This window comes from Psychrobacter aestuarii (genome assembly GCF_904846035.1).
In the GTDB taxonomy this organism is placed as follows: domain Bacteria; phylum Pseudomonadota; class Gammaproteobacteria; order Pseudomonadales; family Moraxellaceae; genus Psychrobacter; species Psychrobacter aestuarii.
Window position 1 is genome coordinate 12,158 of the sequence record NZ_CAJGYT010000001.1, and the last position, 14,861, is coordinate 27,018.

The window sequence follows — 14,861 nt, forward strand, 5'->3', positions numbered from 1 at the left end:
ATTACCGCGCCAGCCAATCTTTTGTCGTCACCAAGTCAATATTCAAAAAGTCAAACGCCGCCATGATGGTGGCGTGTGCTTGTGCCGCAGGAACGTCTGTACCATTAAAGCTCAAGTCCATCGTCGTGCAAGCATCGTGCACCACCGTCACCGCATAGCCATAATCAAAGCCCGCACGCACAGTCGCATCGATACACATATGACTCATCGCACCGATGATTGTAAGGGTTTTGATACCGTTGTCTTCTAAGAGTTGCTTTAATGGCGTATCACGAAAGGCGTTGGGGTAGTGCTTGGTAATGACCGTTTCGCCATCTTTTGGGGCGACGATGTCATTGATTTGCGCGCCCTTGCTGTCAGGGGTGAAGCGCTCGGCATCTTTTGATGCGCCCTCATGACGGATATGAATGATGGTATCGTCGGTGCCGCGTGTGGCATCAAGGATGGCAGCAGCATTGTTTGCGGTATCATGAATGTGTGATAACGGCAATTTGCCGTCGGGGAAGTATTCGTTTTGGATGTCTACGATGATGAGGGCGTGTGTGCTCATAGTGATGCCTTATAATTATAAAAAAATAAAAGTAGAAAAAGGACTTACCAGTCTATAAGTTTTATCGCCTCTGCACGTGGCGTTATCGAGTAGACTTCGTACGCCGTGAGTTACGATGACGCTCGCGCATCTTGCAAAACACGCAACCGCCTTGTTACGCTCATCTCAAGTGCATTACACAACCGATTTACTATGGACAACATATAATGATTATTAACGAGAGTATTCACTTGCCTGAACACGAGATTGAGCTGCATGCCACACGCTCGCAAGGGGCGGGCGGGCAAAATGTCAACAAGGTCGCGACTGCGATTCATTTGCGCTTTGATATTGCCGCCTCAAGTCTGAGCGATACAATTAAGGCGCGTTTACTGGCAAGTAAAGACAAGCGTATCACTAAAGAGGGCGTACTGATTATCAAGGCGCAGCAATACCGCACCCAAGAGCAAAACAAGGCGGATGCCTATGAGCGCCTACGTGCCTTTATTCTCGCGGCGACACGGGTCAATAAGACGCGTCGACCGACCAAACCCAGCCGCAACGCGCGCCGCCGCCGTACGGACGACAAGACCCAACGCGGCAAAATAAAAGCCCTGCGCGGTAAAGTAGAGGTGTAAGTTATTCTTATTATTCGCTTGATGAGCTAACGGCTACCCAAGTGGCAAAATCCCCCTACGGTGTACTTCTTTTGCCTGTTGTGATACTATGTTTTTGCTTTAAGCAGTCGCGGTATTGCGTTATTGACTTAAAGAAAACCACGGATGGGCGCAACGATGCCCGTTTGTCTTAGTGTTACTTTCCCCTTATTTTCCTATCAAAAAGGATGCCTATACAGATGACGATGCCAATCTAGCTGTCGATCACAAGTCCTAAGACTGTCTTTATAAGCAGTCGTTATTGTGCGTTTATGCCGTTTTTTATATAACGCACTGGTCTATGGTCGCAATGCGGCATATCATCTGCTACTTTGCCTGTATCCGAAAGATTCAATCAATCAAACTTGTGTGTGGCTGCGCTTATTAGGCGCTGTCTGTATATGCGCGATAGCGTGTGTCTGCAATTTATCGAAGCAACACATTTGCGTGTACTAACACTGGCGCGCCGCGTTTTTTGCCTTTGGTGGCGGTGTAAAAGCCGTTTATAAGGCGTTTGATTTTTGGAAGCAGTCAAGGTCATGGGCGTATCTTTCTTGCCGTTTTGACCATCACCAGTGCTTTGCTGACTGAGTGATTATGTTACTGACTTTAAAACAACAATGGTTTTCTAATATTAAAGGCGATGTCCTATCGGGCATGGTCGTGGCGCTGGCGCTCATTCCTGAGGCCATCGCGTTTTCAATCATCGCGGGTGTCGATCCGCAAGTGGGGCTGTACGCGTCTTTTTGTATCGCGGTGGTCATCAGTATTGTGGGCGGTCGACCAGCGATGATATCGGCTGCCACAGGCGCGATGGCGCTACTGATGGTGACCTTGGTCAAAGAGCATGGCTTGCAATACTTGCTGGCAGCGAGTGTGCTCACAGGCGCGTTGCAGCTCGTCTTTGGTCTGCTCAAATTGGGCAACCTGATGAAATACGTGTCGCAATCGGTGATACTGGGCTTTATCAATGCGCTGGCGATTTTGATATTCATGTCGCAGCTGCCTGAGCTGATGCCGCAGGCGGGCACGAGCTTATGGCACGTGTATGCGCTGGTGCTGCTTGGGTTGGTGGTGATTTATGGCTATCCGTATGTGCCCAAAATTGGTCGCTGGATACCGTCGCCTTTGGTGTCGATTGTCTTGGTGACGGCGGTAGCCATTGGCTTTGGTGCTGAGGTACGGACGATTGGTGACATGGGTCAGCTGCCCGATACCTTGCCGATATTTTTATTGCCCAGCATCCCGCTGACGTGGGCGACGCTGATGATTATTTTGCCTTATGCGCTCAGTATGGCAATCGTTGGTTTGCTTGAGTCGATGATGACGATGAGCATTGTCGATGAGCTGACCGATACCCAAGGCAACCGCACGCGCGAGTGTACAGGGCAGGGCATTGCCAATATGGTCAGTGGTCTGTTTGGGGGTATGGCGGGCTGTGCGATGATTGGTCAGTCGATTATCAATGTCAAATCAGGCGGCTATACGCGGCTGTCGTCACTGGTCGCAGGCGTGTTTTTGCTGATGATGGTGGTGTTTTTGAGCGATTGGTTAAAGATTATTCCGATGGCAGCACTGGTTGCGGTGATGATTATGGTGGCGGTTGGGACGTTTGACTGGCGCTCATTTCAGGGACTGCGCACCAAGCCGCTACAGAGCAATATCGTGATGCTCAGTACGGTCGCCGTGGTGGTTGCGACGCACAACTTGGCGTATGGGGTCTTGCTTGGGGTGCTGCTCTCAGCGCTGTTTTTTGCCAGCAAAATTGAGCGTGCGATGACGGTAGAGAGTACGCTGGATGCCGCCACGCAAACCCGTCATTACCGTGTATACGGGCAGGTGTTTTTTTCATCGTCCGAGCGTTTGATAGGGGCGTTTGATACCAAAGAGACCTTAACCTCGGTCATCATTGATGTCTCGGCAGCGCATTTTTGGGACGTCACGGCGGTGGCCGCGATAGACAAAGTGGTGCTGCGCTTTCGCCGCGAAGGGGTGCAAGTAGAGGTGGCGGGACTGAACGCCGCCAGCGCGACTATGGTAGAAAAGTTCGGCATCCATGACAAGGCAGATGCCGTGCAGCCAAGTTTGCATTAAGGGCTATACCGCCAGTCGCCACAGGCAATGGCGGGCACATCATATTGATGACGTTGGCACCTGCTGCCCAAGCTTTATCGCGGCGGCAAGGCTGGCGGCGGTTTTTTCAATATTGTCATAGCCCTGCGCTAAGACGTCCTCAATGGGCGCGAGCGTTTGAATGCTGGGCACAACGCAGGTAAACGGCTCAGGCAAGACAGAAACCGCCGTATCTACGCTGCCACAAATGGCAAGTACGGGCGTGCCATGCGCCTTTGCCAACTGGCTGATACCGCCTGCCACCTTACCCATTTGCGTTTGCGCGTCAAACTTGCCCTCACCTGTGATGACCACGTCAGCGGCGATAATATGCGCCTCCAAATCAAGCCTACCTGCAATGGTGTCAAAGCCTGATTGCAATCTTGCCCCGCAAAAGCTCATGAGCGCAAAGCCCAAACCACCCGCCGCACCAGCGCCCGCCACGTTTTGATAATCACCATAGCCTTGCTGCGTACAGATATTAGCGAAGTGTTGTAAGTTGGCGTCCAGCGTCTGCACCTGCTGCGCGTTTGCGCCTTTTTGCGGGGCAAAGACGGCGGACGCACCCGACTCGCCGCATAAAGGATTGGTCACATCACACGCCACTTCAAAGATTGCCTTAGCAACCAGCGGTGCAAACTGTGCCGCATCTATCTTCTGCAAATCTGCCAACTGTCCGCCGCCTTGCTCGAGAACCGTGCCCTTAGCATCCAAAAAACGCATACCCAGTGCCGTCAGCATGCCCATGCCCGCATCATTGGTCGCGCTGCCGCCCAGCCCCAATACAATACGCGTCGCCCCTTTATCCAGCGCATCGTTAATCAGCTCGCCTGCACCATAGCTGCTGGTTTTTAGCGGATTGCGCTCGTTGACAGCGAGCTGCTGCAGTCCGCAGGCTTCGGCGGTTTCAATCACCGCTGTACCATCGGGCAATAGTAGATACTTCGCCGCAATCGGTCGCATTAGGGCATCGTGTACCGTCAGGTGCTGCCAACTGCCACCCAAGGCGTAAGACAAAACCGCCGCTGTGCCTTCGCCGCCATCTGCCATCGGCAGCAAGGTATAGCGCGCCTCAGGAAAACTGCGCGCAAAGCCTGCACGAATGGCGCGGCACACCGCTTGCGCCTCTAAGCTTTCTTTAAACGAATCGGGAGCGATTAAGACATTCATGGTGGACTCGATAATAGGGGCAGCGGAGGAAAGTAGAAGAATAATATAACGCCATGATTCAATGTAGCGCATTTTGTCATGCAGTCAATATCTCTGTGATAAATAGTTAAACATAAGTTTGTATCATACAGGTGTGCTGCCTTGCTTTTTACGCGTGTCACTTTTATCCTAAAAATAAGCGGCTGCTGGCAGGTCAAAAAACCGCTAATATAAAAGTGAAGCCCACCGCATTATGCTAAGCAAAGACAATAATAATAGTTGATAACAAAGGAGCGACCATGACGATTCATACCCACAAACAGCACATCCTTGCCTGTATCGATGGCTCAGCCACCACCGAATCGGTCTGTGACCACGCCGCATGGTATGCCAATCAGCTGTCGCTACCTGTCGCGCTACTGCACACCAGCGAGTTGCCCAGCAGCACGCGCCATGACTGGTCGGGCGCGATTGGGGTCAATAGCCGCGAGTTTTTGTTAGAGGAATTGACCGAGATTGACGAACAGCGCGCCAAGGTCATCAACCGCTATAGCAATGCCCTTATCGATGATGCCAAGCAATACATCAAAACCAACCACCCTGAAACAGAGGTACTGGTCTATCAGCGGCACGGCAAATTGCTGCCCGCCATTGAGCACTTTGGCGATACCAATCGTGTTATTGTCATGGGCAGACGCGGCGAAGACCACAAAAACAGCCGCCTAAACATCGGCAGCCAAATCGAAACCGTCGCCCGAGCCGTGCATGTGCCTGTATTTATCTGCTCCGAAACCTTCCATATCCCGCAGTCATATATGATTGCCTTTGATGCTGGCGAGAATGCGCAAAAAATCATCAAAGTCATCCAAGACAGTCCGCTACTGCGCGAGCTGTCAGGGCATATCGTGATGATAGGGCGACACAATAAAGTGGCAGAAGAGCGTCTCGAAGAGGCGGGGCGGCTACTGAAAATGTCAGGCTTTACCGTACAGACGCACCATCTGCCCGATGGCGTGGTGGTCGATGGTTTGCTGTCGTTTCAAGTCGAGCACGGCATAGATATTCTCGTCATCGGCGCGTATGGGCACAGCAAGTGGCAACAGTTCTTTTTGGGCAGCAGTACCACCGAGATTATCGCCAGCACCTTTGCCTCGGTGATTTTGGTGCGTTAGTTTTCAATGGATACAAAGCCAAAAAACATACAAAGCCAAAAAACATACAAAGCCAAAAAACACACAAAGCCAAAAAAGCGAGATAGGTGACTGTCTCGCTTTTTTCATAAAATACGTTTTTTAGTCTGCTCAGATGCTTTTCTTCTAAAGACTACCTGCCGATGATTACTGCTGGGAAAACGCTTGAAGAAGCTCGGGGAACGTCTCTTGCGGTGGAAATTTAGGAAAGCTGTGCTGTGCGCCAGTAGTCGCCCATGCTAATTTCTCGTCTGTGTACGTCTCAATAAAAGGCTGGTAGGTCGCAAAATCCTCAAGCAGGGCTGAGCGCACATTGACAAAGTCATCCATGCCTTCAGGTCGGGTAAACAGCCAGCTTTTACAATGGGCACAAAAGTAGTGGCGAGTGTCTCCATGCAATCCGCCAAGCACAGGTTCTCCAGAGGTGACGGAGAATGCTGTGCTAGAAAATAATGAGCTTAAACTAAACGCGCTTGCTGTCATTTGCTGACAGCCAGTGCAGTGACATGCCATGGTCACCATTGGCTGCGAGTAAACCTCAAAGGTCACCTGCCCGCACCGACAATGACCTTTGGTTTTATCTGTTGTATTGTCCATAAAAACGCATCTCCGAATGAAAAACCAGTTAATTTACAGTACTTAATCACGCCAACGCATAGCGCCAGAGCATAAACAAGCCCATTGCCACCATCATGATGTTTTCGGTCAAGGACACAAAGCCCAAGGGTACGTTTGAGCCGCCACCCACGCAGGCGCATTTTAGCTCGCGCTTATCAATATACACTGCCTTGAACACCGATACACCATTGATGCTGCCAATAAATATCGCCACCAGCGCGCCGATGACCATCAGCCACGGCACCCGCGTCACCATCGCAATACCCGCGAATGCCTCAGCGAACGGGTAGACATAAGCGTAACGCACCACGCGCTGCGCCAGTAAATCATATCCCAAAAACTGATTGCTAAAGCTCTCGACATCGCGCAGCTTTTGAATGGCGAGCACCACCATAGAAAAGGCAATGAACCAAATCAGCGCCTGTAAATCAAACAATACACCATTCACGCCCCAATTCATCGCAAGACTTAACAGCGCCGTCGTCGCAAAAATCGCAATCACAGGCGTATAGGTCACGCCCTCAGGCTTTGCTTTTGGCATATCAAAGTAGGCGCGCAAATCATCATAGCCGCCGATACGCTTGCCATCAATGATGGTCTGCGGCGTGGTCTCCACATCAAACCTTTCTTTAATGGCATCGGTCTCTTCTCTGGTGGTCAGATGCTTGTCATCTACTTCGTAGCCGTGGCGTTTTAACAAATCTAAAGATTTCAGCCCAAAGGGACACAGGTGCTTTTCCATCACCATGCGATACAGTGTGGCATGTTTATTATTATGTGCTGACATAAGACCTCCCAAGTCGGTTGGCATTTTTTATTATGAATCGTTTTTTATGACTAATAGTAAGGGGTAAAGCGCTGTAGCTAGTAAGGGGTAAAGCGCTGTAGCGCGTTGTATTAGCATAAAAAAACAACCGTAAGCTGTCAGCTGACAAAATACTACGGTTGGTATGGGTGATGTAAAAAAGGTCGCTATCTTAGCCAAATTAGTCCTGATGCTCCCGCCAATCATCATACAGACATTCGATGTTAAACGCGCATAACAGCGGCTGGCGGCTTTGATATCGTCTAGTGAACAATGCCATCACGCTGTCTTAAGCAGCATCGCAATCTATGCGTCAGAAAAGCGTTGTTTAATCACCTTGGCAGAATTGCCACCAACAACGGTGTAGGGCGCGACGTCTTTGGTTGCCAAGGCACGGCTGCTGATAACTGCGCCACTGTCTTGATGACGATAGTCGCTTTCAATGGCTTGTTCATTCTCAGTAGCAAAGAGGCTAGGGCGCGTCTCAGACAAGAGACTGCCTGTATTGATTAAATGCTCACCATCACCAATCGACTGTATAAGGGTTTGGTCATTAGCACGGTGGGTGAAGTGTGTGCCATAGCTTGCACCCGCCTGTGCTTCTAAACGGTGGATGGGCTGGGTGCTGGTATCCACAACTACCATGCTAATTGGGATTTATGTGGTTACGGCTATCACTGTCATCTTGTGGCTTTATGAGTCCTGTCATTGCAGGGACGTACGGTCTGGTGTATAGCGCGCCAACCCACGGTGTGTCTGTGGTAATGAGACGTAGTTGGGTTAAGTGGCTACCCGCGTCAAGCATGGAAGCGCGACATCAGAAGTTAACAGCCTAAATTATTAAATACTTTGTGCTAACTTATAATTAGGATAAGTTCACCACCTTGTATGAAATTAAAATATAGTAAGTTAATACTAATCGGTTTATATTATTACTTGTAGCGGTACTTGAATAATTATTTATAGATCGCTTTCTGTTATATATTTATCAAAAGACTCTATAAATAATTTATATTTTTGACTATTATATAGTTCTAGACAAGAGTATGTTATATTGTTGCCATTAAACTCTTTGAAATTATTTTTTTCTATATTTTCTTTTATATATGATTGTGTTTTCTCATATACATCTGGATCGTTGTGGTTGCCATTCTCAAAGTAGATTCCTTGAGCCCTAGCGTAGTCCAAATGCGAAATATTATTCTCTTGAGCTATTATTTTCATACAGTAAGAAAAACCATAGTTTTGTAAGGATAGTCTTGATGAACTTATATAGTTGTTATCTTGAGAATAGCAAGATTGGCAGAGTAGAGATAGAATCATAATTATTGAGTAGCTAAATATTTTCATTATTTTATTTCCCAAAATAAGATTTTTTCTGTTTTAGCAGGTGCGTGAGGAGTAAAATAGCAACTATCACCACATGTATTTTCATTCCATAAAGTTTATTGCTTATATTAGCTATGGATGTGTTGGTATAATCAATGTCTAAATCGTCTGAAATTTAAACTGCGCCTTATATATCGCTTCTGCTAATATAGTCAAGTCTAAATAAAAGAGATACAGGACAAGAAATTCATTTGATTCAACACTATTTTCCTTGCTTGCTGTGATTACGTCTCCAGAGGCTAAGAAAAATAACGTTGAATCTCATTGTATCGATTTTATGGTGAACCGACTATAAGCTAGGCAACCCCGCCAACCCAAGCCCATCCATTCCGCCACCCGCTTTACTGTGCTTACCAGCCTTTTCCGTAAACTGATTGGCACTGATCGTAATATTCGCGCCCTCTAAGACGATGCTGGCACCGCCTACTGTCAGTGTGATCTTATCATTCGCTACCACCTCAATAGCTTGCGTTGATGAGGCAATATTGACATCCTGCTTTGCCGTTGCCTCAAGCTTACCCGTATGGGCGGAGAGTAAGATATTGTCTTTTGCATTGGTCATACTGACGCTGCCATCAGCGACTATAGTCATGGCTTGGTTACTGACTTGGCTATAGCTGTCACCGCTGGTGAGGATATAGTCACCTTGGGTTGTACTGAGCATCTCACCCATAGTACGGGTAATGAGGGTCTCTGTACTGCTGTAGCTGATATCGGCAGCACTGTCTATCAAGGTAAAAGGCGTCTCTTGACGCGTCTTGGTTCGCTGCGCCTCACTGATAGTCTCTAACTGGGTTTTGATGTCGTTATGGTCATTGACGGTTTTAACGAGACCTTTTGCCAGTTGCGTTAGACGCCCGGTCAGATGTTGACCACCGAGGGCGGTTTGAGTAAGGGTCGGGGTGTGGTGCTGATAGTCATGCTCCCCAGATTGCAGATGCGTTTGTGGATACGTTGATAGTGACAGCGCTTCGCCTGTCTTAACGCTGATTTGTGCGTCTGTCGATAGCTGTATGCCATCACGCTTGGCAGTGGTGTCTGTAGCGAGGTCAATGATGCCCATTTTTACCTGTGACGCGGTGCTGCTTTTGACTAGTAATTGATAACTACTACTATAAATTGGCTGAATAAAAATTTTTATATAATTTTCGAATACTATTTTTTATTAGGCTCTAATGTCACTGTATACCCTATAAACAAAGCAAATTAATCATTATAGTATTTTCGCTTTGGCAAAAATCTTGTATTGACAACGGTATCTTCTTTCCAAAAAATATAAGGTTTTTTTGCTCTAGTACATAAGTATCCTCGGTGTTATAATTGTATATAGAGAACTTTATTGCATCCATACCGTATTCTTTTTCATATATACTTGTAGGTATAGTAATGTTTATCTTATCTTGATATTCTCCATCATAAATAGTATGGCTCAAAGAATTGGAGTACAAACTTATATGAGAGTTTTTAGGAGGGTTGATTCCATGGAAGCCAATTTGTACGACTTATTTTTTTTATTTGATATAACTTTTACATACTCAAGATTATCAGAATTCTGGTGTTTTTCTGTTTTTAAAATTTCTTCATAACTTTCTTTACTGTGATTAAATACTTTCATATTAACTGTACTTTTGTATAAGATTACTGCAAAAATAATAAATAATACTGAGGCTAAAGATATTAAAATAGTCTTTTTTTCATAATTAGCTCTATTATAGAACCTTAATAGGTTGCTATTTTTTACGAAATATTGCCATATGTGAGGGTAGCTCTGTAGGCGTGTCAGCAGCTGTTGGTAAATATTGACCACCATCATTACGCCAAAGCGCATATCCGTTTGTCTCTTCACCTCGAGCCCCAGAAACGAAAGGAATACCATTTTCTGTTAATCCATCATGTTTTATTATGAGAGCTTGATCATTGGTGCGGTGGGCAAGGTGCGTACCGTAGCTTGCGTTTCTAACCGATGGATAGGCTGGACGCTGGCATCCATGACCGTCATTCGAGTTGAAGTCATGTGGTTACGTCTATCACTATTTTTAAATATGTCTTCTCTAACCTATATGCCATTAAATAAATATTAGCTAAGTCAATGATTAATTTTGATAAACTATGCTATCTATTGTATTTTCTCTTAAATCTTTTCTTGTAGTATCTATGTTGCGGACTCTTATTGGAGTGCTGAAAAAGAATTCTTTTCTAAATCCAAATATATTCTCATAATTTATTAAAATATAACATATTTCATATATATTTTTATTATCAGCTTCTATAGCTCCAATTTCGCACACTCTCGGAGAAGCTCCTTCTATAGATTCATAATCAGTGTTTATTATTTTTGAGTAAACCGCCTCATTTGTTTTTGCGTCAGCATATATATATAATGTTCTAATATTTGGATTTATTCTACATCGATAAAGAATATACTCTTTTTCAATACTATTCCCGTTTCTAAATTCTCTTGTCGATGACTTATTGCAATTTTCTGAATTTATAAAATTGCTCTCTATTTTTTTTGCCTTTAAGGTTGTAATAAAAAAAATAGAAATTGTAACAGATATTATAAATCCAAAAGTTATTAGTAATAGCTTCACTATAAATCCTTATTTACTTATAAAAAACTCTCTATATTTTCTTTCCATATTACGCATAGTTATTTCAGTTATTTCAGTCCAAACTACCATATCTTGACCTTTATTGTATAATTTTCTATATTCTTGATAATGTCTATTGAATACTGGATATAATATTTTCTCCGGAATAAATGTACTATAATATTCACCTGTTCTTGAATGTCTATGAGTGTTTATATTATTTTCTTTATCCTTTATTAAAACATTAAAGTCAAAATTTTCTTTGTTCCAATGACCTAGATAGTCGTCCGGATTACCACCCTTGATAATAAAATCGTAACTATCGATTGCATAGCATATAAAAGAATCAATAATAACTCTATAGCCATTGGTTTCTGGTATTATTGTGTAGTCTCCTATAGCAGCATAAATAGCAAAAGAGCCAAAAGTAGCCCAAAGATCATCAATTTCATAATTATTTGATATATAAGTATTGGTTTGTGAAATAATTCCTTTATCTATAGTATAAAATTGAAATTGATATTTCTTATGAAATTTTTTAAGAAGTCTTGAATTATTTTCAGAACTTTTTGTTATTTTTTTTAATTCATCGTAGTTGCTCCTATATGTATATTTTTTCCCAATAGACACTGATTGTATTATGTTTTTTTTGTCAATTGCTAGTTCAAATTGCTTGCTTGCAGCTGCACTTGTTAATGTTTTTCCTAGTGCATTTACACCATCTCTATATCTTTGAAATTTTTTAAGCCATTGATGATTAAATATCTTAGGTTCATACAAAATAAGACTAGATCTTACTTCTGACCATTGACCTTTTTCTTCAGGATTCATCGATAGATTTACACCATTTAACCATTTTTCATTAAGATATGCAGCTTTATTCCATTGCTTTTTACGCATTACTGAAGGTATATCTGTAAGCTTAAATAGATTTGAGTTAATAGTTTTTTTGTTGTTTTTATTGTTGGGCGTTAACGTAGTTTGGCAAAGCTGTTCGGCAGTGCATTTTAAAGTAAATTTTTTTTTGGTATTTTTTTCTATACCGGTTAAATATATGGTTCCATCTAGATTCTTCTTAAAAGATATTAATGATATTTCATGACTATTTGACATATGGTTATCCAATAAATACTTCTAACTGAGGGGGGGTTAATAAAATAATATCTTCTTGTTTATCTTCGATGATTTGTGGAGTTTTGCCTTCTCGATCGGTTCTAATGAATTCCATATCACCGTTGGCTCTTTTAATCCATAGGTCTTGATCTGCTATAGGTTGTTTGCTTTCTTCTTCTAACAGTTGAAAACCTTCGCCATATATAAGACTTAACAAGCTGTCGGTAGTTTTTAGTAGCTCTTTAGGCAACCCCGCCAACCCAAGCCCATCCATTCCGCCACCCGCTTTACTGTGCTTACCTGCCTTTTCCGTAAACTGATTGGCACTGATGGTAATATTTGCGCCCTCTAAGACGATGCTGGCACCGCCTGCGGTAAGCGTGATCTTATCATTCGCCACCACCTCGACCGCTTGGGTCGAGGAGGCAATATTGACATCCTGTTTTGCCGTTGCTTCAAGCTTACCTGTATGTGCGGAGAGTAGGATATTATCCTTAGCATTCGTCATACTGATGCTGCCATCAGCGACAGTGGTCATGGCTTCGTTACTCACTTGGCTGTAGCTGTCACCGCTGGTCAGTATATAGTCACCTTGGGTTGTACTGAGCATCTCACCCATAGTACGGGTAATGAGGGTCTCTGTACTGCTGTAGCTGATATCGGCAGCGCTGTCTATCAGGGTAAAGGGCGTCTCTTGATGCGTCTTGGTTTGCTGCTCCTCACTGATAGTCTCTAGCTGGGTTTTAATGTCGTTATGGTCATTGACGGCTTTACCCAGTCCCTTTGCCAGTTGTGTTAAGCGTTCAGCCAAGTGTTGTCCACCAAGGGCAGTTTGGGTAAGGGTCGGGGTGTGGTGCTGATAGTCATGCTCTCCAGATTGCAGATGCGTTTGTGGGTATGTTGAGAGTGACAGTGCTTTGCCTGTTTTGATGCTAATTTGTGCGTCTGTCGATAGCTGTATGCCGTCACGCTTGGCAGTGGTGTCTGTAGCGGGGTCAATGATGCCCATTTTTACCTGTGACGTGGTGCTGCCTTTGACTTGCCATTGAGAGTGCGCTTGCATGTCTCGATGGTCAGTGACCCATTCCGTGAGTGCGCCACTCTCTTGATGACGATAGCCGCTTTCAATGGCTTGCTCGTTCTCAGTAGCAAAGAGGCTAGGACGCATCTCAGACAGTAGGCTGCCTGCATTGATTAAATGCTCGCCATCACCAATCGACTGTATAAGGGTTTGATCCTCAGCGCGGTGGGTAAAGTGCGTGCCATAACTTGCGCCTGCCTGTGCTTCTAACCGATGGATAGGCTGGGCGCTGGTATCCATGACCGCCATGCGAGTTGGAGTCATGTGGTTGCGGCTATCACTGTCATCTTGCGACTCGGTGAGTCCTGTCATTGCAGGAACGTATGGTCTGGTGTATAGCGTTCCAACCCACGGTGTGTCGGCGGTAATAAGACGCAGCTGGGTTAAGTGGCTACCCGCGTCGAGCATGGAAGCATGGCGCTGTTGATGCCGCGTGCTTAGTGTCAATCCTGTAATGTGCGCTAGGCTATTGCGCGCTAGATGGGTGATATGGGTTACGCGATAATGCTGATTAAGACTGTCATGTCCTGTTAAGTGAAAGGTGTCTGCAACTCCCAAGTCATTCACCACAGATAAAGCATCATAGTGATGGTGCTGAGTATGAATGGCGTCGGTCAATATCTGCGCGTCATCCACGCTATGGGTATCAATCACGGGCGCAAATGCCGCAGGAGTATCGATGGTCAGTCCCGATGAGACGACTGAGGCATCGTAGACAGGCGCACTCATCGTTTGTTGTCTGCTGTGCGTCACGCCTGTCACATCAAAGCGATCGGCATACACATGCGCAGGTATCACATGAACGGATTGGTTTAGGCTCAAGACGGGTGCTTGTACGCGGTCATGCAACGCTTGATGATAGCGAATTGCACCGAGATTACGACTGATAGTATCGTCTTCAGTAGGTTGGGCATTGGTAATCACGAGGGTCGGCGGACTGTGCTCAGGCGTATTCTCATGCCGCAGATAAGCGCTTAGACCTTGACGCGATAAACGCTCGCAAATATGCGCCCAGTCGCTTTGTTGCCACTGCGTCATACGTGCAGGCGTCCAGGTTTGATTGGCGTCATCAATTATACTGACATCTACTACTGATAGGCGCTCTGCGGTCATGATGATAACATCGGTTTGTATATCCACATGTGCGCGCTGATGCGTGTGTAATTGATGAGTGATAGGCTGCGCCAGTAGACGGTAATAGCCATAGCTGCCTTCGTGATCAATCTGTCTGATGGCAATGAGATGCAAATGACGATATGCCATACCATTTGGCGTCTCGTAGCTGATGGTCAGTGGCGAGCCAATGAGTGGTGCTACCGAGGTAAACGGCGTATGGTGCTGCTCATGGATATAGGCATGGATAACATAGGTGTCTATGCCATGCTGCTCGGCGTTGTCTGCCTCGTTTGCATTAAGCAGTTGTAATATTTTCGCTTCATTGTGCGCTTCGATTAATGACTGCTGCCACTGCTGATGTGAAGTAACTTCTAACACACTACTGGCATAAGCTGCCTGTGTGCTGCGCTCACTGGTATACAGCCTATCACCATGCATGGGCAAAACAGTATTGATAAGACGAAACATAACAAGTGTCCCTGTAACTTGTTGGTATATCTTGAAAAAAGTGC

Annotated in this window: 12 protein-coding genes and 1 pseudogene; 3 read left to right on the forward strand and 10 right to left on the reverse strand. The window is 45.3% G+C overall.

The annotated features are described in order from the left end of the window. Window position 1 precedes the first annotated feature (1 nt). Window positions 2-550 carry a cysteine hydrolase family protein gene (locus tag JMW05_RS00040; protein WP_201503396.1) on the reverse strand — a complete coding sequence of 183 codons (549 nt, stop codon included), beginning with the start codon at window positions 548-550 and terminating at the stop codon, window positions 2-4. Between the two features lie 206 nt (window positions 551-756). Between JMW05_RS00040 and arfB the strand changes: the two genes are divergently transcribed. Both arfB and JMW05_RS00050 read left to right on the forward strand, forming a co-directional pair. Beyond that, window positions 757-1,167 (forward strand): alternative ribosome rescue aminoacyl-tRNA hydrolase ArfB, encoded by a 411-nt coding sequence (gene arfB, locus JMW05_RS00045; RefSeq protein WP_265090587.1) that lies wholly within the window; start codon window positions 757-759, stop codon window positions 1,165-1,167. Between the two features lie 615 nt (window positions 1,168-1,782). Continuing rightward, window positions 1,783-3,279 carry a SulP family inorganic anion transporter gene (locus tag JMW05_RS00050; protein ID WP_201503397.1) on the forward strand — a complete coding sequence of 499 codons (1,497 nt, stop codon included), beginning with the start codon at window positions 1,783-1,785 and terminating at the stop codon, window positions 3,277-3,279. A gap of 39 nt (window positions 3,280-3,318) precedes the next feature. On the opposite strand, the gene JMW05_RS00055 is transcribed toward JMW05_RS00050, so the two are convergent. Then, window positions 3,319-4,467 (reverse strand): glycerate kinase, encoded by a 1,149-nt coding sequence (locus JMW05_RS00055; protein WP_201503398.1) that lies wholly within the window; start codon window positions 4,465-4,467, stop codon window positions 3,319-3,321. Window positions 4,468-4,745: 278 nt separating this feature from the next. On the opposite strand from JMW05_RS00055, the gene JMW05_RS00060 reads away from it, so the two are divergent. Continuing rightward, complete coding sequence (locus JMW05_RS00060; protein WP_201503399.1) at window positions 4,746-5,618, forward strand: universal stress protein; 873 nt, start codon at window positions 4,746-4,748, stop codon at window positions 5,616-5,618. A 165-nt stretch (window positions 5,619-5,783) separates the two neighbouring features. On the opposite strand, the gene JMW05_RS00065 is transcribed toward JMW05_RS00060, so the two are convergent. From JMW05_RS00065 to JMW05_RS00100, 8 genes and pseudogenes are all read right to left on the reverse strand, one after another. Next, a complete protein-coding gene (locus JMW05_RS00065) occupies window positions 5,784-6,233 on the reverse strand; it encodes a GFA family protein (RefSeq protein WP_201503400.1) in 450 nt (149 codons plus the stop codon). A gap of 46 nt (window positions 6,234-6,279) precedes the next feature. Beyond that, on the reverse strand, window positions 6,280-7,041 hold the full coding sequence (locus JMW05_RS00070; RefSeq protein ID WP_201503401.1) for a glutaredoxin family protein: 762 nt from the start codon (window positions 7,039-7,041) through the stop codon (window positions 6,280-6,282). Between the two features lie 333 nt (window positions 7,042-7,374). Next, window positions 7,375-7,476: pseudogene (locus JMW05_RS12125) on the reverse strand (CatB-related O-acetyltransferase); the annotation flags it as partial. A 543-nt stretch (window positions 7,477-8,019) separates the two neighbouring features. Further along, window positions 8,020-8,409 carry a hypothetical protein gene (locus tag JMW05_RS00080; protein ID WP_201503403.1) on the reverse strand — a complete coding sequence of 130 codons (390 nt, stop codon included), beginning with the start codon at window positions 8,407-8,409 and terminating at the stop codon, window positions 8,020-8,022. Between the two features lie 328 nt (window positions 8,410-8,737). Further along, on the reverse strand, window positions 8,738-9,511 hold the full coding sequence (locus JMW05_RS00085; protein ID WP_201503404.1) for a DUF2345 domain-containing protein: 774 nt from the start codon (window positions 9,509-9,511) through the stop codon (window positions 8,738-8,740). 1,030 nt (window positions 9,512-10,541) lie between these two features. Continuing rightward, the gene (locus JMW05_RS00090; protein ID WP_201503405.1) at window positions 10,542-11,039 is read right to left on the reverse strand and encodes a hypothetical protein; all 498 of its coding nucleotides are present in this window, start codon (window positions 11,037-11,039) and stop codon (window positions 10,542-10,544) included. Between the two features lie 9 nt (window positions 11,040-11,048). Further along, on the reverse strand, window positions 11,049-12,152 hold the full coding sequence (locus tag JMW05_RS00095; protein ID WP_201503406.1) for a DUF6402 family protein: 1,104 nt from the start codon (window positions 12,150-12,152) through the stop codon (window positions 11,049-11,051). A gap of 4 nt (window positions 12,153-12,156) precedes the next feature. Further along, window positions 12,157-14,817: a DUF2345 domain-containing protein gene (locus JMW05_RS00100; RefSeq protein ID WP_201503407.1), complete on the reverse strand. Its 2,661-nt coding sequence runs from the start codon at window positions 14,815-14,817 to the stop codon at window positions 12,157-12,159. Window positions 14,818-14,861 lie beyond the last annotated feature (44 nt).

Excerpts from the sequence above, each read along its gene's own strand:
- JMW05_RS00040 (WP_201503396.1), bottom strand. The coding sequence starts at position 550 with ATGAGCACACACGCCCTCATCATCGTAGACATCCAAAACGAATACTTC.
- arfB (WP_265090587.1), top strand. The coding sequence starts at position 757 with ATGATTATTAACGAGAGTATTCACTTGCCTGAACACGAGATTGAGCTG.
- JMW05_RS00050 (WP_201503397.1), top strand. The coding sequence starts at position 1,783 with ATGTTACTGACTTTAAAACAACAATGGTTTTCTAATATTAAAGGCGAT.
- JMW05_RS00055 (WP_201503398.1), bottom strand. The coding sequence starts at position 4,467 with ATGAATGTCTTAATCGCTCCCGATTCGTTTAAAGAAAGCTTAGAGGCG.
- JMW05_RS00060 (WP_201503399.1), top strand. The coding sequence starts at position 4,746 with ATGACGATTCATACCCACAAACAGCACATCCTTGCCTGTATCGATGGC.
- JMW05_RS00065 (WP_201503400.1), bottom strand. The coding sequence starts at position 6,233 with ATGGACAATACAACAGATAAAACCAAAGGTCATTGTCGGTGCGGGCAG.
- JMW05_RS00070 (WP_201503401.1), bottom strand. The coding sequence starts at position 7,041 with ATGTCAGCACATAATAATAAACATGCCACACTGTATCGCATGGTGATG.
- JMW05_RS00080 (WP_201503403.1), bottom strand. The coding sequence starts at position 8,409 with ATGAAAATATTTAGCTACTCAATAATTATGATTCTATCTCTACTCTGC.
- JMW05_RS00085 (WP_201503404.1), bottom strand. The coding sequence starts at position 9,511 with ATGGGCATCATTGACCTCGCTACAGACACCACTGCCAAGCGTGATGGC.
- JMW05_RS00095 (WP_201503406.1), bottom strand. The coding sequence starts at position 12,152 with ATGTCAAATAGTCATGAAATATCATTAATATCTTTTAAGAAGAATCTA.
- JMW05_RS00100 (WP_201503407.1), bottom strand. The coding sequence starts at position 14,817 with ATGTTTCGTCTTATCAATACTGTTTTGCCCATGCATGGTGATAGGCTG.